The sequence below is a fragment of the Agrococcus sp. KRD186 genome, assembly GCF_017168255.1.
Classification (GTDB): domain Bacteria; phylum Actinomycetota; class Actinomycetes; order Actinomycetales; family Microbacteriaceae; genus Agrococcus.
The window spans coordinates 1,693,478-1,710,557 of record NZ_JABFAP010000001.1; the positions used below are offsets into that span (position 1 = coordinate 1,693,478).

The 17,080-nt window shown below is 71.1% G+C and carries 15 protein-coding genes; 3 read left to right on the forward strand and 12 right to left on the reverse strand.

Annotated elements, in window-relative coordinates; translation table 11 throughout:
• The first annotated feature begins 98 nt into the window (after positions 1-98).
• Entirely contained in the window at positions 99-1,862 is a 1,764-nt protein-coding gene (locus tag J1M46_RS08130; protein WP_206447355.1) for an acetyl/propionyl/methylcrotonyl-CoA carboxylase subunit alpha, read from the forward strand.
• A gap of 157 nt (positions 1,863-2,019) precedes the next feature.
• Here the strand turns inward: J1M46_RS08130 and J1M46_RS08135 are convergent, their stop codons facing one another.
• Positions 2,020-3,462, reverse strand: a complete 1,443-nt coding sequence (locus tag J1M46_RS08135) for an NAD(P)H-quinone dehydrogenase (protein ID WP_206447356.1) — start codon at positions 3,460-3,462, stop codon at positions 2,020-2,022.
• A 49-nt stretch (positions 3,463-3,511) separates the two neighbouring features.
• Entirely contained in the window at positions 3,512-4,051 is a 540-nt protein-coding gene (locus tag J1M46_RS08140) for a YaeQ family protein (protein ID WP_206447357.1), read from the reverse strand.
• A 33-nt stretch (positions 4,052-4,084) separates the two neighbouring features.
• Between J1M46_RS08140 and J1M46_RS08145 the strand changes: the two genes are divergently transcribed.
• Both J1M46_RS08145 and J1M46_RS08150 read left to right on the forward strand, forming a co-directional pair.
• A complete protein-coding gene (locus J1M46_RS08145; RefSeq protein WP_206447358.1) occupies positions 4,085-4,915 on the forward strand; it encodes a purine-nucleoside phosphorylase in 831 nt (276 codons plus the stop codon).
• Complete coding sequence (locus J1M46_RS08150; RefSeq protein ID WP_206447359.1) at positions 4,912-6,573, forward strand: phospho-sugar mutase; 1,662 nt, start codon at positions 4,912-4,914, stop codon at positions 6,571-6,573. Before J1M46_RS08145 ends, J1M46_RS08150 begins: the two co-directional genes overlap by 4 nt.
• Positions 6,574-6,647: 74 nt before the next feature.
• On the opposite strand, the gene J1M46_RS08155 is transcribed toward J1M46_RS08150, so the two are convergent.
• The 10 genes from J1M46_RS08155 to J1M46_RS08200 all read right to left on the reverse strand — a co-directional run bounded on the left by J1M46_RS08155 (position 6,648) and on the right by J1M46_RS08200 (position 17,049).
• Entirely contained in the window at positions 6,648-7,085 is a 438-nt protein-coding gene (locus J1M46_RS08155; RefSeq protein WP_206447360.1) for a PTS sugar transporter subunit IIA, read from the reverse strand.
• On the reverse strand, positions 7,082-8,188 hold the full coding sequence (locus J1M46_RS08160; protein ID WP_206447361.1) for an adenosine deaminase: 1,107 nt from the start codon (positions 8,186-8,188) through the stop codon (positions 7,082-7,084). The genes J1M46_RS08155 and J1M46_RS08160 overlap by 4 nt, the downstream gene beginning before the upstream one ends.
• A gap of 68 nt (positions 8,189-8,256) precedes the next feature.
• Complete coding sequence (locus tag J1M46_RS08165; protein ID WP_241249063.1) at positions 8,257-8,583, reverse strand: DUF4190 domain-containing protein; 327 nt, start codon at positions 8,581-8,583, stop codon at positions 8,257-8,259.
• 89 nt (positions 8,584-8,672) lie between these two features.
• The gene (locus J1M46_RS08170; protein ID WP_206447362.1) at positions 8,673-10,019 is read right to left on the reverse strand and encodes a thymidine phosphorylase; all 1,347 of its coding nucleotides are present in this window, start codon (positions 10,017-10,019) and stop codon (positions 8,673-8,675) included.
• Positions 9,955-10,380: a cytidine deaminase gene (locus J1M46_RS08175; RefSeq protein WP_206447363.1), complete on the reverse strand. Its 426-nt coding sequence runs from the start codon at positions 10,378-10,380 to the stop codon at positions 9,955-9,957. The genes J1M46_RS08170 and J1M46_RS08175 overlap by 65 nt, the downstream gene beginning before the upstream one ends.
• A complete protein-coding gene (locus tag J1M46_RS08180) occupies positions 10,377-11,669 on the reverse strand; it encodes an ABC transporter permease (protein ID WP_342384322.1) in 1,293 nt (430 codons plus the stop codon). The genes J1M46_RS08175 and J1M46_RS08180 overlap by 4 nt, the downstream gene beginning before the upstream one ends.
• The gene (locus J1M46_RS08185) at positions 11,666-13,075 is read right to left on the reverse strand and encodes an ABC transporter permease (RefSeq protein WP_342384323.1); all 1,410 of its coding nucleotides are present in this window, start codon (positions 13,073-13,075) and stop codon (positions 11,666-11,668) included. Before J1M46_RS08185 ends, J1M46_RS08180 begins: the two co-directional genes overlap by 4 nt.
• Positions 13,072-14,607 carry an ABC transporter ATP-binding protein gene (locus tag J1M46_RS08190; RefSeq protein ID WP_206447364.1) on the reverse strand — a complete coding sequence of 512 codons (1,536 nt, stop codon included), beginning with the start codon at positions 14,605-14,607 and terminating at the stop codon, positions 13,072-13,074. The genes J1M46_RS08185 and J1M46_RS08190 overlap by 4 nt, the downstream gene beginning before the upstream one ends.
• Before the next feature lie 129 nt (positions 14,608-14,736).
• Entirely contained in the window at positions 14,737-15,843 is a 1,107-nt protein-coding gene (locus J1M46_RS08195) for a BMP family lipoprotein (protein WP_241249064.1), read from the reverse strand.
• Between the two features lie 135 nt (positions 15,844-15,978).
• Positions 15,979-17,049: a BMP family lipoprotein gene (locus J1M46_RS08200; RefSeq protein ID WP_241249065.1), complete on the reverse strand. Its 1,071-nt coding sequence runs from the start codon at positions 17,047-17,049 to the stop codon at positions 15,979-15,981.
• Between the last annotated feature and the right edge of the window lie 31 nt (positions 17,050-17,080).

Consider the following 17,080-nt stretch of genomic DNA (forward strand, 5'->3'; position numbering starts at 1 on the left):
CGTCGCGGCGGCCGCTGTGGGATTCCGCAACGGGAACCGCAGTTTCTGTGTGGCGACTGCACGCATCCGTCATGCATGGACGCCTAGGCTGAGGAACCATGCCCCGCATCACGAAGGTCCTGATCGCCAACCGCGGTGAGATCGCCGTCCGCATCATCCGCGCCGCACGCGACGCCGGCATCGGATCGGTCGCCGTCTACGCCGATCCCGACCGCGACGCGCAGCACGCGCAGCTGGCCGACGAGGCCTACGCGCTCAACGGATCCACCAGCGCCGAGAGCTACCTGGTGATCGAGAAGATCCTGTCGGTCGCACGCCGCTCGGGCGCGGACGCGGTGCACCCGGGCTACGGCTTCCTGGCGGAGAACGCCGGCTTCGCCAGCGCGGTGATCGATGCCGGCCTGACCTGGATCGGCCCGAGCCCAGAGGCGATCGAGCAGCTGGGCGACAAGGTCTCGGCGCGCCACATCGCCGAGTCGGTCGGCGCACCGCTCGCGCCGGGCACCATCGAGCCGGTCTCCGGCGCCGCGGAGGTGCTGGAGTTCGTCGACGAGTTCGGGCTGCCGGTCGCGATCAAGGCGGCGTTCGGCGGCGGCGGGCGCGGCCTCAAGGTGGCGTTCACCCGCGACGAGGTCGAGCAGCAGTTCGAGTCGGCAACCCGCGAGGCCGTCGCCGCCTTCGGCCGGGGCGAGTGCTTCGTCGAGAAGTACCTCGACAAGCCGCGCCACGTCGAGACGCAGTGCCTCGCCGACGCGCACGGCAACGTGGTCGTCGTCTCCACCCGCGACTGCTCGCTGCAGCGCCGCCACCAGAAGCTCGTCGAGGAAGCGCCTGCGCCCTTCATCACCGCCGCGCAGGACGCCGAGCTGCGGCGCGCCTCGAAGGAGATCCTGCGCGCCGCGAAGTACGTGGGCGCCGGCACCTGCGAGTTCCTGATCGGCGCCGACGGCACCATCTCGTTCCTCGAGGTGAACACCCGCCTGCAGGTCGAGCACCCGGTCACCGAGGAGGTCTCCGGCATCGACCTGGTGCGCGAGCAGTTCCGCATCGCAGAGGGCGAGCAGCTCGGCTACGACGACCCCGAGGTGCGCGGCCACTCGATCGAGTTCCGCATCAACGGCGAGGATGCCGGTGCCGGCTTCATGCCGCAGCCAGGCCCGGTGCGCATCTTCCGCGCGCCCACGGGTCCCGGCGTGCGCGTCGACTCGGGCGTGGTCGCCGGAGATGTGATCGGCGGCAACTTCGACTCCATGCTCGCGAAGCTCATCGTCACCGGCCGCGACCGCGCCGAGGCGCTCGCGCGCTCGCGCCGGGCGCTGGCGGAGTTCGAGGTGGAGGGGCTGCCGACCGTGCTGCCGTTCCACCGCGCGATCGTCGACGACCCGGCCTTCGCCCCCGAGGGCGACGCTCCGTTCACGATCTACACGTCGTGGATCGAGACGGAGTTCGAGAACGACATCCCGGCCTGGGGCGGCGAGCCGGGCGAGCTCGGCGGCCCGGAGGCGCGCCGCACCGTGGTGGTCGAGAGCGACGGCAAGCGCATCGCCGTGTCGATGCCGCAGCGGCTCTTCTCCGACGCCAAGGACGCGAAGGGCCCCGCCCCGCGTCGCACCCGCCGCGCACTCGACGGCGGCGCCGGCTCCGGCTCGATCGTCTCGCCGATGCAGGCGACGGTCGTCAAGGCTCCGGTGCAGGTGGGCGACCGGGTCGTCGCCGGCGACCTGCTCGTCGTGCTCGAGGCGATGAAGATGGAGCAGCCGCTGTCCTCCCCCATCGATGGCACCGTCGCGGCCATCGATGCGCCGGTAGGCAAGACCGTGCCGTCGGGCCACCACCTGGTGACCATCACGCCCGACGCGTAGCGCCCGCCCACGCGCCTCAGCGCATCCGCCCGCCCGCGCGCCTCAGCGCATCCGCCCGCCCAAGCCGCCGGCCGAGGAGTGCTGGGATGTTGCACGAGTGATGCATCATTCGTGCAGCAACCGCTCATTCCTGCGCCGACTGGCGGCGACGCCGCAGTCAGCCGGCGTCGAAGCGGTGCATCGCCCTGGCGGCATCGGTGATCGAGCCCGTCAGCGACGGGAACACCGGGAAGACCCGCGCGAGCTGGTCGACGGTCAGGCGATGCTCCATCGCCATCGTCACCGGGAAGATCAGCTCCGAGGCCTTCGGGGCGACGATGACGCCGCCGATGACCGTGCCGGAGCCGGTGCGGGCGAAGAGCTTCACGAAGCCGTCCTCGATGCCCATCATCTTCGCGCGCGCGTTGGTCGAGAGGTCGATGCGGTAGACCTCGCCCTGGGCGACGCCGTCCTCGATCTGCTTCTGCGTCCAGCCGACGGTCGCGATCTCGGGCTGCGTGAAGATGTTCGAGGCGACCGTGCGCATCGAGATCGGGGTCACGGCGTCGCCGAGCGCGTGGAACATCGCCGTGCGCCCCTGCATCGAGGCGACCGACGCCAGCGGCAGCACGTCGGCGCAGTCACCGACCGCGTAGACGTTCGGCAGGTTCGTGCGCGCGACGCGATTGACGACGATGTGCCCAGACTCGGCCGTCTCGATGCCCGCATCCTCGAGCCCGATGCCCGCGGTGTTCGGCACCGACCCGACGGCCATGAGGCAGTGCGATCCCTCGACGGTGCGGCCGTCCGTGAGCGTCACGATGACGCCGGTCTCGGTGCGCTCCACCTTCTCGGCACGCGACTTCGAGAGCACGTGCATGCCCTGCCTGCGGAAGACATCCTCGATGACGCCCGCCGCGTCGGCGTCCTCGCCCGGCAGCACCTGCTCGCGGCTGGAGACCAGCGAGACCGTTGCACCGATGTGGCTGTAGGCACTCGCGAACTCGGCGCCCGTGACGCCGGAGCCGACGACGATCAGGTGCTCGGGCACCTCGTCGAGCGAGTACAGCTGTGTCCAGGTGAGGATGCGCTCGCCATCGGGCATCGCCGAGGGCAGCTGTCGCGGCGTCGCGCCGACCGAGACGACGATCGTGTCGGCCTCGAACTCGTCGAAGTCGGCGCCCTGCTTGCCGGTCGAGACGACCACCCGGCCGGGGCCGTCCAGGCGCCCCTCGCCCTGCACGATCGTGACACCGACCTTCTCGAGGTCGGCCTTCATGTCGAGCGACTGCTTCGCGGCCAGCGAGAGCAGTCGACGATTGACCGCACGCAGGTTGACGGCGACCTCGGGCTTCTGCGGTCGACCGGAATCGCCGCGCACCGAGAACTGCACGCCCAGCTGGTTGGCGTCGCGGATGGCCGCGGCCGATTCCGCCGTCGCGATGAGCGACTTGGAGGGCACCACGTCGGTGAGGATGGCGCTGCCGCCGACGCCGGTGCGCTCGATGAGCGTCACCTTCGCGCCCAGCTGCGCGCCCGCCAGCGCGGCCTCATAGCCGCCGGGCCCGCCGCCGATGATCACTACGCGCTGCTTGCGCTCGAATGCACTCACGCGCTCCATCATCCCGCAAACTCAGGTGCGGCCGCGCACGGCCGCCCGAGGCTCCGCGCTAGCCCGCGCGCCGCTCGTGGACGGTCGAGGACAGGCTCGTGCCGTTCACCTCGACGTAGAGCATCCGCTCCATCACCGAGACCGACATGGTCGTCCGCCGCGCGATGGCCCCGGCGACGGCGTCGACGAACCCGTCGTCGAACCAGACCAGCCGCACCTCCTCTGCCCGGTGGATGCGCTTGCCCGACCAGCGGGCGGCGAGCTTCTCGGGGTCGCGGTGCGTGTAGACGGCGGTGCGCTCGGCGGCCATGCTGCCGCGGTGCACGCGCTCGGCCTCCGGCGCGCCCACCTCGATCCACGCCGTGAGCGCACCGGTGAGGTCGCGCGCCAGCACCGCCGGCTCGTCCGCCCCCGAGATGCCCGAGCCGAACGCGATGCCCTCCTCGTGCTCGAGGCACAGCGCGAGCAGGCGCGTGGCCATGAAGGCCATCGTCTCCGAGGGGTGCTGCGCGACCCGCAGCGACAACTGCTCGTACACGCCGCGATCGACGTCCGAGAGCTGCACGTCGAACGTGTGGATCGTCGCGCCCATAGCCATGCTCCCGAGCCTAAGCGCCCTAGAGTGGGCGCCATGACGCACCCGCTCGACCCGCCAGCAGACCCGCGTGAGGTGGCCCAGCAGGCCGCCGCCGACATCCGCCGCATCACCGGCGTCGACCAGCACGACATCGCCCTCACGCTGGGCTCGGGCTGGGCGAAGGCCGCCGACCTGATCGGCGAGACCACCCACACGATCCCCGCCACCGAGGTGACCGGCTTCTCGAAGCCCGCGCTGGAGGGGCACGTGGGCACGATTCGATCCTTGCTGACCGATGGCGGCCGGCGCGCGCTCGTGATCGGCGCCCGCACCCACTACTACGAGGGCCACGGTGTGCGCCGCGTGGTGCACTCGGTGCGCACCGCGGCCGCGGCAGGCGCATCCGTCATGGTGCTCACGAACGGCGCCGGCGGCATCAAGCCGCACTGGAAGCCCGGCCAGCCGGTGCTCATCAGCGACCACCTCAACCTCACCGCCGACTCCCCCCTCGAGGGCGCCACCTTCGTCGACCTCACCGACCTGTACTCCCCGCGCCTGCGCGACGTGGCGCGCACGGTCGATGCCTCGCTCGAGGAGGGCGTGTACGTGCAGTTCCGCGGCCCCCACTACGAGACGCCCGCCGAGGTGCAGATGGCGAAGGCGATCGGCGGCCACATCTGCGGCATGTCGACCGCGCTCGAGGCGATCGCCGCCCGCGAGGCCGGCATGGAGGTGCTGGGGCTGAGCCTCATCACCAACCTCGCCGCCGGCATCCAGACGACGCCGCTGTCGCACCAGGAGGTCATCGAGGCGGGCCGCGAGGCCGAGGGGCGTCTCGGCCGCCTGCTCGCCGACGTCGTGGCGGCGATCGGCAACGAGGCATGAGCACCGCGCTCGAGCAGGCCCGCGCCTGGGCGGCAGGCGACCCCGATGGCGAGACCCGCGCGGCGCTGGAGGCGACGATCACGGCCGCCGAGGCGGGCGACCAGGCCGCGCAGGCCGAGGTGGCGGATGCGTTCAGCGGGCGACTGCAGTTCGGCACGGCCGGGCTGCGGGGCAGGATGGGCCCGGGGCCGAACCGCATGAACCGCGTCGTCGTGCAGCAGGCCTCTGCGGGCCTGGCCGACTTCCTCACGGGCCGGGAACCGCATCCGTCCGTCGTCATCGGCTGGGACGGCCGGCTCGGCTCGGAGCGCTTCGCGCGCGACGCCGCAGCGGTGTTCGCCGGGCGGGGCGTGCGGGCGATCCTGCTGCCGCGGCTGCTGCCGACGCCGGTCACCGCCTTCGCGGTGCGGCACCTGGGCGCCAGCGCAGGCGTGATGGTGACCGCCAGCCACAACCCGCCGGCCGACAACGGCTACAAGGTCTACCTCGGCGGCGACGACGAGGGCAGCCAGATCGTGCCGCCGGTGGACGGTGCGATCGCCGTCCACATCGAGCGGGCCGCCGCCACGCCGGTCGCCGACTACCCGCGCGGCGAGGCGGAGGTGGCGGGCGAGGGTGTCTGGCGGGCCTACGTCGAGGCCACCGCGGCCGTCGGCCAGGCGGATCAGGGCATGCAGGGTGCCAGCGGGCCGAAGGTGGTCTACACGCCGATGCACGGCGTGGGCCTCGAGACGGTCGAGGCGGTGCTCGCGGAGGCGGGCTTCCCGCCGGTGATCGTGGTGCCCGAGCAGGCGCAGCCCGACGGCGCCTTCCCCACCGTCGACTTCCCCAACCCGGAGGAGCCCGGCGCGCTCGATCTCGCGATGGCGCTCGCCACCGCGGAGGGTGCTGAGCTGATCGTCGCGAACGACCCCGACGCCGACCGGCTCGCGGTCGCGGTGCCCGACGACGGCGCGACCGGCTGGCGCATGCTCACCGGCAACGAGGTCGGGCTGCTGCTGGGCTGGGACGCCGCCCGCTCGGCGCGCGGGCAGGGCGTGCTCGCCGCCTCCATCGTCTCCTCCCCCGGACTCGGCGTCATCGCCGAGGTGCACGGGCTCGCGTTCGTGCAGACGCTCACCGGCTTCAAGTGGGTCTCGCGCGTGCCGGGCCTGACCTTCGGCTACGAGGAGGCGCTCGGCTACCTCGTCAACCCCGGCACGGTGCGCGACAAGGACGGTGTCTCGGCGCTCGTGCGGCTGCTGACCCTCGCGAGCGAGCTGCACGAGCGCGGCTCGTCGCTGTCGGAGGAGCTGCTGGCGCTCGCCGGCGAGTTCGGCGCCTTCGAGTCGGGCCAGGTGAGCGTGCGCGTCACCGATCTCGCGCGCATCCCCGCGATCATGGCGGCGCTGCGCGCGCAGCCGCCCACCGAGCTCGCCGGTGCCCGGGTGACCGCCGCCGACGACCTGGCGCTGCCCGAGCACGGCGAGATCGGCGACATCTTGCGCTTCACGCTCGATGAGGGCTCGCGCGTCATGGTGCGGCCCAGCGGCACCGAGCCGAAGGTCAAGGTCTACATCGACGCGACGAGCGCCGACGGCCCGCCTGCGCAGCGCATCCGCTCTGCCCGGGCACGCGTCGAGGCGCTGGCCGAGGCGATGCGCCCGCTGCTCGCGTAGCCGGCGCGGCGCCGCCCGGCACCATCACGCGCGCGCAGCCCCGGTCGCGCAGCCCGGCGCGGTCAGGCGCGCAGTCAGGCGCGCAGCGCGGCGATCGCCTCGTCGCGGGTGGCCGCGGTCGTGAGGCGGTCGATGACCCCGGATGCGTCGAGGGCGTTGGCGAGCTCGGCCAGCATCTGCAGGTGGCGCTTGGGGCTGGTCGCGGCGAGGCCGATGACGACCCGGACGGGGTCGTGGTGCGCGTGGCCGAAGGCGACCGGCTCGTCGAGCACGACCACCGCGAGCGCGTCGCGGCGCACCACGGCGCTGGCCTTCGCGTGCGGCACCGCGACGCCGGGCGCGACCACGCAATAGGGGCCCGACTGCTCGATCTGCTGCACGAGCTCGTCCACGTAGGCGCGCCCGACCGCACCGGCGGTCACCAGATCGACCCCGGCGGCGCGCACGGCGGCACGCCAGTCGGCGGCGTGGACCCCTGGCGAGAACGTCGCCTGGTCGAGCGGAAGCGTCATCGTGCGGCGTCGTACCCGTCGGCGATCTCGTCCGCGAGCTGCTCGAAGTCGTCGAAGCTGCAGAACGCGCTAGCCGCGGCGTTCTGGGTCACCTGCTCGAGGTCGTCGAGGCCCCAGTCGAACGCGTCGACCAGCAGGCCGAGCTCGCGCGTGAGCGTCGTGCCCGACTGCAGCCGGTTGTCGGGGTTGACGGTGACGCAGAAGCCCAGCTGGTGCAGCAGGTCGATCGGGTGGTCGGTGAGCGCCGAGCCCCACTGCGCGATCGTGCCGGTCTGCAGGTTGGAGGAGGGGCTGACCTCGAGCGCGATCTGGCGGTCCTTCACCCATTCGGCGATCTCTCCCAGCCGCACGACGACCGCGTCGTCGGTCTCCTCCTCGACCACGATGTCCTCGGCGATGCGGGTGCCGTGGCCCAGCCGCAGCGCCCGTCCGCTGAAGAGCGCGTCGGCGATCGAGTCGATGCCCGCCCCTTCGCCGGCGTGCACGGTGGCCGGGAAGTGCGCCTTCGCGAGCGTGTCGAACGCGGACTGCAGGCGCGAGGCGGGAAAACCGTCCTCCGGCCCGGCGATGTCGAAGCCGACGGCACCCGTGTGGCGGTGGCGGAGGGCGAGCTGCGCGATCTCGTCGGCGCGGTCGAGGTGGCGCATAGCGCTGACCAGCTGGCCGACGCGGATGCGGCCGCCGTGGCTGGCAACCAGGCCGATGGCCTCCTCGATGCCCGCCTGCACGGCCTCTACCGTCTGATCGAGCGTGAGGCCGCGCAGCAGGTGCTGCTCCGGGGCCCAGCGGATCTCGCCGTAGACGACGCCGTCCTCGGCGAGGTCGAGCACGAACTCCTTCGCCACCCGGTGCAGGCCGTGCTCGGTCTGCATGACGGCCGTCGTGATGTCGAACGTCTGCAGGTACTCCGGCAGCGAGCCGGAGTTCGACTGCGCCGCGAACCACGCGGCCAGCGACTCGGCATCATCGGCGGGCAGCTCGAGCCCGATCTCGTCGCCGAGCTCGAGGATGGTCTGCGGCCGCAGCCCGCCGTCGAGATGGTCGTGGAGGCTGACTTTCGGCAGCGTCTGGATATCGACGCCATCGACCTCGTACCGGCTCATGCCGCCTCCGTCGTCCGGGTGCCTGGAACCTCGATCGTAGCGGCCCGCGACGCGGATCTGCGCGCGGGTCAGGCGGCGAAGCCCGCCATGCCCAGCGCTGCCAGCACGATCCCGCCGAACAGCAGCACGAGCAGCAGGCCGAGCACGAGCGCGACGATGTTCAGCGCGATGCCCCAGTTGGCCATCGTGCGGCCCGCGGGCTCGCGGCCCTTCGCCATGATGCCAACGATGAGGCCGGCGATGGGGATGAGGAAGGTGAAGCCCAGGAAGAGGGAGACGATGCCGATGGCGAGGCTGACGATCGAGAGCGTCTTCGGCTCGGCCGACGCGTAGCCACCGGGTTGCAGCCGCTCGGCGGGAGCACCCGGCTGGTAGGGGCTCTGGTAGTCGGACATGGCGCATCTCCTCGCGGGTGGGGGTACTCAGTCAAGCAGTGACCCGCACCGCGAACCTGGAAGTCTGCTGGAGGGTTCCTGGACGCAGATCAGGCGATGCGCTCGCGCACGATCGACGGCACCTCGATGGTCGTGCCGGGCGCGGCGAGCTCCCAGGCGCCCTCGAGCGCCTCGAGCGCGCGCGGGATGCGCGTGGCATCGTCGGCCGAGATCGTCCACAGCGGGTCGCCCTTGCGCACGGCGTCGCCGGGCTTCACGTGCAGGTCGATGCCCGCCGCGTGCACCACCGGGTCGCTCGCCCGCGCCCGGCCCGCGCCGAGGCGCCACGCGGCGATGCCGAACGGCAGCGCATCCTGCCGAGCCAGCATGCCGTCGGCCTCCGCGACCACGGTGTGCGTCTCGCGCGGCTCCGGCAGCGCCGCGTCGGGGTCGCCGTCCTGCGCGATGACGAACCTCCGCCAGACGTCCATCGCCCGGCCGTCGGCGAGCGCCGCCTCGACGTCCGCATCGGGCTGGCCCACCGCATCCAGCATCTCCCGCGCCAGGGCGACGGTCAGCTCCACCACGTCGGCGGGGCCGCCGCCGGCGAGCACCTCGACCGACTCGCGCACCTCGTTGGCGTTGCCGATCGCGAGACCCAGCGGCGTGTCCATGGTGGTCAGCAGCGCTCGCGTCTCGACGCCCGCGTCGCGGCCCAGCTCGACCATCGTCATGGCCAGCTCGCGCGCCCGCTCGAACTCCTGCATGAACGCGCCGGAGCCGAACTTCACGTCGAGCACGAGCGCGCCGGTGCCCTCGGCGATCTTCTTCGACATGATCGAGGATGCGATGAGCGGGATGGCCTCGACGGTGCCGGTGATGTCGCGCAGCGCATAGAGCCGCTTGTCGGCCGGCGCCAGGCCGGCGCCCGCGGCGCAGACCACGCCGCCGACGGTGCGCAGCTGCTCGAGCATCTCGTCGTTCGTGAGCTCGGCGCGCCAGCCGGGGATCGACTCGAGCTTGTCGAGCGTGCCGCCGGTGTGCCCGAGGCCGCGGCCCGACAGCTGCGGCACGGCAGCGCCGAAGGCGGCCACCAGGGGCATGAGCGGCAGGGTGATCTTGTCGCCGACGCCGCCGGTGGAGTGCTTGTCGACCGTCGGCGCGTCGAGCGAGGAGAAGTCCATCCGCTCGCCGGAGGCGATCATCGCCATCGTCAGGTCGTGGATCTCGCGGCGGTCCATGCCGTTGAGCAGGATCGCCATCGCCAGCGCCGCCATCTGCGGGTCGTCGACGTAGCCGCGCGTGTAGGCGTCGATCAGCCAGTCGATCTGCGCGGTCGAGAGCGCTCCCTTGTCGCGCTTGACCCGGATGATGTCGACGGCGTCGAATGCCTCAGCCACGGTGCCCGGCCTCCCTCTGCGCTGCGTACTCGTCCAGTTGCCGGGGACCGAAGGCATCCGGCAGCACCTCGTCGATCGTGCGGATGCCGCTGACGGTGTCGAGCAGCATGCCCGGTGCCGCGTGCTCGAAGAGCAGCTGCCGGCAGCGGCCGCACGGCATCAGCCGCTCGCCGGAGCCGTTCACGCACGCGAAGGCGACGAGCTTGCCGCCGCCGCCCATCACCATCTCGCTCACGAGCGAGCACTCCGCGCACAGGGTGACGCCGTAGGCGGCGTTCTCGATGTTCGCACCGGCGACCACGCGGCCGTCGTCGACGAGCGCCGCCGCCCCGACGGGGAAGCGCGAGTAGGGCACGTAGGCCTTCGCGCTCGCCTCCACCGCGCGGGCGTGCAGCGACTCCCAATCGATCGCGGTCATTGCTTCCTGTACGGCTTGCCGCTCGCGGCGGGCGGTCTCGACTGCCCGATGAAGCCGGCCACCGCGAGGATGGTGATCACGTACGGGAGCATCAGCATGAACTCGCTCGGCACCGGCGAGCCGATCGCGCCGAGCGTCTGCTGCAGCGCGGAGGCGAAGCCGAACAGCAGCGCTGCCCCGGTCGCCTTGATCGGGTGCCACTGGCCGAAGATGACCGCAGCGAGCGCGATGTAGCCCAGGCCCGCCGTCATCTCGCGCGTGAAGGCGCCGTTCGAGTCGAGCGTGAAGTAGGCGCCGCCGAGGCCGGCGACGGCTCCCGCCAGCGACACGTTCCAGAACCGCAGCCGGGGCACGTTGATGCCGACCGTGTCGGCCGCCAGCGGGTGCTCGCCGATCGCGCGCAGCCGCAGGCCCCAGGTGGTCTTGAACAGACCCCAGGCGATGAGCGGCACGATGATGTACATCGCGTAGACGATCACCGTCTGGTTGAACAGCGCCGGGCCGATGAGCGGGATGTTCTCGAGCACCGGGATGTTGATCCGCGGCAGGCGATCGGGCGAGTTGAGCGCTGGGTTGTCGGTGAGCACCGAGGAGTAGAAGAAGTTGGTCAGCCCGGCGATCAGCACGTTGAGCACCACGCCCACGATGATCTGCTCGACGAAGTAGCGGATCGCGAACACCGCCAGCACCATCGACACCAGCACCGCTGCGACCATGGCCGCGACCACGCCCACGATCGTCGAACCGGTCGCCGAGGCGACCACGGCGCCGGTGAAGGCGCCGCCGAGCAGCTGCGCCTCGATGGCGATGTTCACGACACCGGCTCGCTCGGAGATCACGCCGCCCATGGCGCCGAAGATCAGCGGCACGGAGAGCCCGACGGTGGCGAAGAGCAGTCCCGGGATCGGGATCATCGCACCGGCGCCGGCCCAGACGAGGAAGCCCACCACGAACACGATGCCGAAGACGACCGGCAGCCAGGCGCCGACCTTCCGCACCGTCGCGGCCGCCCAGAAGGAGAAGGCGGTCAGCAGCGCCAGCACCACCACGACGACGATGCCCGTGGCACGCACCGGCAGCAGCGCATCCGGGATCTGGAAGAAGTCGCCGCCGGAGGCCAGGCGCAGGCGCGCGAGGCCATCGCGGGCGAGCAGGACCATCAGGATGAACGAGACGACCGTCAGGACGGCGTAGGAGATCGGCGCCTTCCAGTGCTTGACGACGGCCCGCTCCAGATCGATGCGCTCGTCGGCGGACGGCTGCACCTCTGCAGGCTGCTGCGTGGTCACGACTGCACTCCCTTCTGCTGCGTCATCGCCTTCAGCGCGGCCTCGTCACGACGCTGCCTGCGCGACTTCTTGCCCGGCTGCGGCAGCCCGAACATCGCTCGCACCAGCGGCGGCGCGGCGATGAACAGCACGATGAACGACTGCACGACGAGAATGATGTCGATCGGCACGCCCTCGGCCGCCTGCATGCGGAAGCCGCCGGCCTTGAACGCGCCGAAGAGCAGACCGGCGAAGAAGGTGCCCCACGGGGTGGAGCCGCCCAGCAGCGCCACGGTGATGCCGTCGAAGCCGATGCCGGCGTCGATGCCGGAGGTGAAGCCGGTCGTGACCGCCCCCGTCACCTGCTGCGCGCCGGCGAGACCCATGAAGCCACCCGCGAAGGCCATCGCGAGCACGGTCAGCCGCTTGACGTCCATACCGGCGTTCAGCGCGGCGCTCTTGTTGTAGCCGACGGCCCGGAACTGGAAGCCCAGGCTCGAGCGGTTGATGAGCCAGGAGCAGAAGATCACTGCCGCGACCGACAGCACGAAGCCCCAGTGCAGGATGAACGGCGGTCCGAAGATGGATGGCAGCGTCGCCGAATCCGGCATGGGTGGAGAGATCGGGTTGTTGCTCGCGGGATTCTGCAGCAGGCCGGGCGTGCGCAGCATCCAGGTGATGAACCAGAGCGCGACGAAGTTGAGCATGATCGTCACGATCACCTCGTGCGCGCCGGTGAAGGCCTTGAGCGCACCAGCAACGGCACCCCAGATCGCGCCGGCCACGATGCCGACCGCGATGGCGACCAGCACGTGCAGCACGGGCGGCAGCTGGAAGCTGAAGCCGACCCAGCCGGCTGCGGCAGCGGCCCACAGCATCTGGCCGCGGCCACCGATGTTGAACAGGCCGACGCGGAAGGCGATCGCGACGCCCAGGCCCGCGGCGATCAGCGGGGTGGCGAAGTTCAGCGTGTCCGTGAGCGGCTTGATCATGGTGGCGAAGCCGGCTTCAGGGCGCGAGAAGTTGAGGATCGAGCCCTGGAAGAGTGCCGAGTAGGCGCCGAAGACGGCCTCCCAGATCGCACCCAGCATGTCGCCGGGGCGAGCGAAGAAGTAGCCGCTGGCGGCCTGCACGCGCTCGTCCGTCGCGGCGATCAGGATGCCGCCGACGACGAGCGAGGCGACGATGGCCAGCAGCGCCATGATCAGGTTGCCGCCCATGATGCGCCGGAAGGCACTGCCCCAGGGATCGTCGTCCTCGACGGTGCGGTCGTCGGAGGCGCCAGGGGTCGGAGCCGCCGGGGCGACCGCGGCCGTCTGCGGCGCGTGCACCACCGTCGGCTGCACGCCGGAATCGGGCGAGCCGCCGGGTCGGCCTCGCTCGACGGGCTCGATGGGATCGTCGGCGTCACGAGGCGTGTCGTTCACGCTGCCGCTCCTTCGCTCGGGTCGGTCGGGTCTGCGGGCGCACCCGCGGGAGGCTCGCCGGCCATCATCAGGCCGAGCGTGTCCCGGCTGGTGTCCGCTGGCACGACGCCCACGACGCCGCCGCGATACATCACCGCGATGCGGTCGGCCAGCCCGACCACCTCGTCGAGCTCGGTCGAGACGACGATGACGGGGATGCCCGCGTCGCGGCTGGCGATGACCTGGCTGTGCACGAACTCGATCGAGCCGACATCGAGGCCGCGGGTGGGCTGCGAGGCGACGAACAGCGCCAGCGGGCGACCCAGCTCGCGAGCGAGCACCACCTTCTGCTGGTTGCCGCCGGAGAGCGTGCCGACACGCGTGTCGATGCCCTGTGCGCGGATGTCGAAGGCACCCAGCTTCTCGGTCGCGAACGCATCGCGCACGGCCCGGTCGATCGACCCGGCCTTGACGAACGGCTCGCCCCGGTAGCGATCGAGCATGAGGTTCTCGGCGATCGTGAAGTCGCCGACGAGGCCGTCGACCGTCCTGTCCTCCGGCACGAAGCCGACGCCCGAGTCGAGCACCTCGCGCACCGACTTCCCCTGCAGCTCGAGCCCGTTGAGCGTGATGGACCCGGTCGCGCGCGGCTGCATCCCGATGATCGCCTCGGTCAGCTCGGTCTGACCGTTGCCCTGCACGCCGGCGATGCAGAGCACCTCGCCGCCGCGAACATCGAAGGAGACGTCGTTGACGACCTTCTGGCCGATGGCGTCCAGCACGGTGAGCCCGCGGATCTCGACCACGTTGTCGGTGAGCACCGGCGGGCTCTTCTGCACGGTCAGCTCTACTGCGCGGCCGACCATCATGGAGGCCAGCTCGTTGCTGGAGTCCTCGCGGCTCGCCTCGCCGACCACCTTGCCCAGGCGGATGACCGTGATGCGGTCGGCGATCGCGCGCACCTCGCGCAGCTTGTGGGTGATGAAGACGATGGCCGTGCCCTCGTCGCGGAGCTGCTGCATGATCGCCATCAGCTCATCGGTCTCCCGCGGCGTCAGCACGGCGGTGGGCTCGTCGAACACGAGCACCTTCGCATCCTGCGACAGCGCCTTGATGATCTCGACGCGCTGCTGCACACCGACGGGCAGATCCTCGATCTTCGCATCCGGGTCGATGTGGAAGCCGAAGCGGTCGGAGATCTCACGCACCTTCTGCTTGGCGCCGGCGAGCCCGCCGAGCGCCTTCTCGTGCCCGAGCAGCACGTTCTCGGCGACGGTGAAGACCGGGATCAGCATGAAGTGCTGGTGCACCATGCCGATGCCGGCGCGCATGGCGTCGCCGGGGCCTGAGAAGCGCTGCACCTCGCCATCGAGCAGGATCTGGCCCTCGTCGGCCTGGTACAGGCCGTAGAGCACGTTCATGAGGGTGGACTTGCCGGCGCCGTTCTCACCCAGCAGGCAGTGGATCTCACCCGCGTTCACCTCGAGGTCGATGTGATCGTTGGCGGTGAGCGCGCCGAAGCGCTTCGTGATGCCCTTGAGCTCGAGGGTCATGTGCCTTCCTTCGACGACGGTGACGACGCAAGTGAATCTAGTGGGTGTGCGCGCGAGCGCGCAGACGGGCCCGGTGCCGCTCACGCGTGTGGGGGCCGGCAGGCGCCGACCCCCACGCGCGATGTGCGCCTACTGCTGCGGGCTGGACGGCGACTCGACCACGATGTCACCGGCGATGATGCCGGCCGTGATCTCGTCGAGCTGACCCTGCAGCTCCGGGTCGACAGCGCCCTCGAAGTCGTGGAACGGCGCAAGCGCGACGCCCTCGTTCTCGAGCGTGCCGACGTACGGCTCGCTCGAGAACTCGCCGGCAGCGGCCTGGTTCACGACCGTCTCGACGCCGGTCGCCATGCCCTTGAGGATCGAGGTCAGGAAGAGGTCGGCGTTCTCGGTCGAGGTCTCGTAGAGGTCGGCGTCGACGCCCACCAGCACGATGCCCGAGTCGTCACCCGCGTCGCGGATCGCCTCTGCGGCCGACAGGAAGATCGGGCCACCGACGGGCAGCAGCACGTCAGCGTTCTGGCCGATGAAGGTCTGGGCCATCGACTTGGCCTCGACGCCGGCCTCGAAGCCGCCCGTGAACGAGCCGTCCTGCGCCTCCGGGTCCCAGCCGAGCACCTGCACGTCCGTGCCGTTCTGCTCGTTGAAGTACATGGCGCCCTCGTAGAAGCCATCCATGAAGATCGTCACCGGCGGGATCGGCAGGCCGCCCCACGTCGCGATGATGCCCGTCTCGGTGTAGGAGGCGGCGGCGTAGCCGGCGAGGAAGGCCGCCTGCGCCGTGTCGTACACGATGGGCTGCACGTTGGGCAGGTCGATCGAGCTGTCGTCGATGATCGCGTAGTTGAGGTCGGGGTTGGCCTCAGCCGACGCGGCGGTCGCCTCGGCGAGCGAGAAGCCGACCGAGACGATCATGTTGCAGCCCTGGTCGATGACGCTCGAGAGGTTGGGCGCGTAGTCGGCAGCGGACTGCGACTCGACCGAGATCGGCTCGACGCCGAGCGACTCTGCTGCGGCCTCGAGGCCCTCGAGCCCGAGCTGGTTGAAGGAGCGGTCGTCGAAGCCGCCCGAGTCGGAGACGATGCAGGGCGTGATGTCGGCCGTGGCGGCGGGCTCCGAGCCCGTCGGCTCGGACTCAGCGGGTGCCTCCGGCGCAGCGGCGCAGCCGGCGAGCAGCAGCGACGCGCCGAGCGCGATCGCGCCGCCGCGGAGGGCGGATCGAGTGGTCTTCCTCAAGGGATTCCTCCAGTGCAAAGGATGCTCGCCGCGGCGCGGCGTAGCGCATGTTGGGTCGAGCATAGAGCCGCGCTCGCCCCGTGCGCGCCGTGCCGGTTACACCGCAACGCAATCGTTGCAATCGCTGAGTCGCGCTCAGGGGCTCGAGGGCGACTCCACCGTGATCTCGCCGGCGATGATCTGCTGCCGCAGCGCATCGAGCTCCGCCGTCGTCTCGTCGCTGACGCGCGAGTCGAGGTCGTGGAAGGGTGCGATGTCGACGCCGCCGTTCTCGAGCGTGCCGATGATGGGCTCGTCCGAGATCGTGCCGTCGACGGCGTCCGCGACGGCGCCGACCACGGCATCCTCCGTGTTCTTCAGGATGCTGGTGAGCAGCAGCGGCCGGAACTCGGCCGGCAGCGTGTCGTAGCCGTCGTTGTCGACCCAGATCACCAGCGCCTCGCCGCCGGCGTCGAGCGAGGCGCGGAAGGCGCCCTCGCCGACCTGACCGGCGACCGGCAGGATCACGTCGGCGCCCTGTGCGATGAACGCCTGCGTCTGGGTCTGGCCGAGGCTGACGTTCTCGAAGTCGCCGGTGAAGGTGCCGTCCTGCGAGTCCGGGTCCCAGCCGAGCAGCTCGACCTCGGCGCCCTTCGCCTCGTTGTAGGCGTCGATGCCGGCCGCGAAGCCGTCCATGAACAGCGTCACCGGCGGCTGATTGCCGCCGCCGAAGGTGGCGACGATGCCGGTCTCGGTGACGGATGCGGCGGTGTAGCCGGCGAGGTAGGCCGCCTGCGCGGTGTCGAAGACGATCGAGCGCACGTTGGGGCCTTCGACGAACTCGTCGACGATGGCGAACTGCACCTCGGGATTGGCCGCTGCCTGCTCCCCCGTCGCCGCGACGAGCTCGTAGCCCACCGTCAGCACGAAGCCGCAGCCGGTCTCGACGGCGGCCGCCACATTGGGGGCCAGATCGCTCTCACTGGTGGAGACGAGCGCGTTGACCTCGACGCCGAGCTCCTGCTGCGCGCGCTCCATGCCTGCCCAACTGGTCTCGTTGAACGAGCGGTCGTTGAGACCGCCGGAGTTCGTGACCATCTGTGCGCACTCGAGCGACCGCTCGGCACCGGGATCGGCCGAAGCGCCCGATCCAGCGGGCGGGGGCGCGGCGCAGCCTGCGAGCAGGATGAGGGCGGCGAGCGCAGGGACAGCGAGCGTGCGGGACAAGGGCGACTCCTTCGTGCGGTGGCGCAATCGT

Bases quoted from the DNA above. Each gene is read 5' to 3' on its own strand.
- J1M46_RS08130 (WP_206447355.1), top strand. From the start codon at position 99: ATGCCCCGCATCACGAAGGTCCTGATCGCCAACCGCGGTGAGATCGCC.
- J1M46_RS08135 (WP_206447356.1), bottom strand. From the start codon at position 3,462: ATGGAGCGCGTGAGTGCATTCGAGCGCAAGCAGCGCGTAGTGATCATC.
- J1M46_RS08140 (WP_206447357.1), bottom strand. From the start codon at position 4,051: ATGGCTATGGGCGCGACGATCCACACGTTCGACGTGCAGCTCTCGGAC.
- J1M46_RS08145 (WP_206447358.1), top strand. From the start codon at position 4,085: ATGACGCACCCGCTCGACCCGCCAGCAGACCCGCGTGAGGTGGCCCAG.
- J1M46_RS08150 (WP_206447359.1), top strand. From the start codon at position 4,912: ATGAGCACCGCGCTCGAGCAGGCCCGCGCCTGGGCGGCAGGCGACCCC.
- J1M46_RS08155 (WP_206447360.1), bottom strand. From the start codon at position 7,085: ATGACGCTTCCGCTCGACCAGGCGACGTTCTCGCCAGGGGTCCACGCC.
- J1M46_RS08160 (WP_206447361.1), bottom strand. From the start codon at position 8,188: ATGAGCCGGTACGAGGTCGATGGCGTCGATATCCAGACGCTGCCGAAA.
- J1M46_RS08165 (WP_241249063.1), bottom strand. From the start codon at position 8,583: ATGTCCGACTACCAGAGCCCCTACCAGCCGGGTGCTCCCGCCGAGCGG.
- J1M46_RS08170 (WP_206447362.1), bottom strand. From the start codon at position 10,019: ATGCCTTCGGTCCCCGGCAACTGGACGAGTACGCAGCGCAGAGGGAGG.
- J1M46_RS08175 (WP_206447363.1), bottom strand. From the start codon at position 10,380: ATGACCGCGATCGATTGGGAGTCGCTGCACGCCCGCGCGGTGGAGGCG.
- J1M46_RS08190 (WP_206447364.1), bottom strand. From the start codon at position 14,607: ATGACCCTCGAGCTCAAGGGCATCACGAAGCGCTTCGGCGCGCTCACC.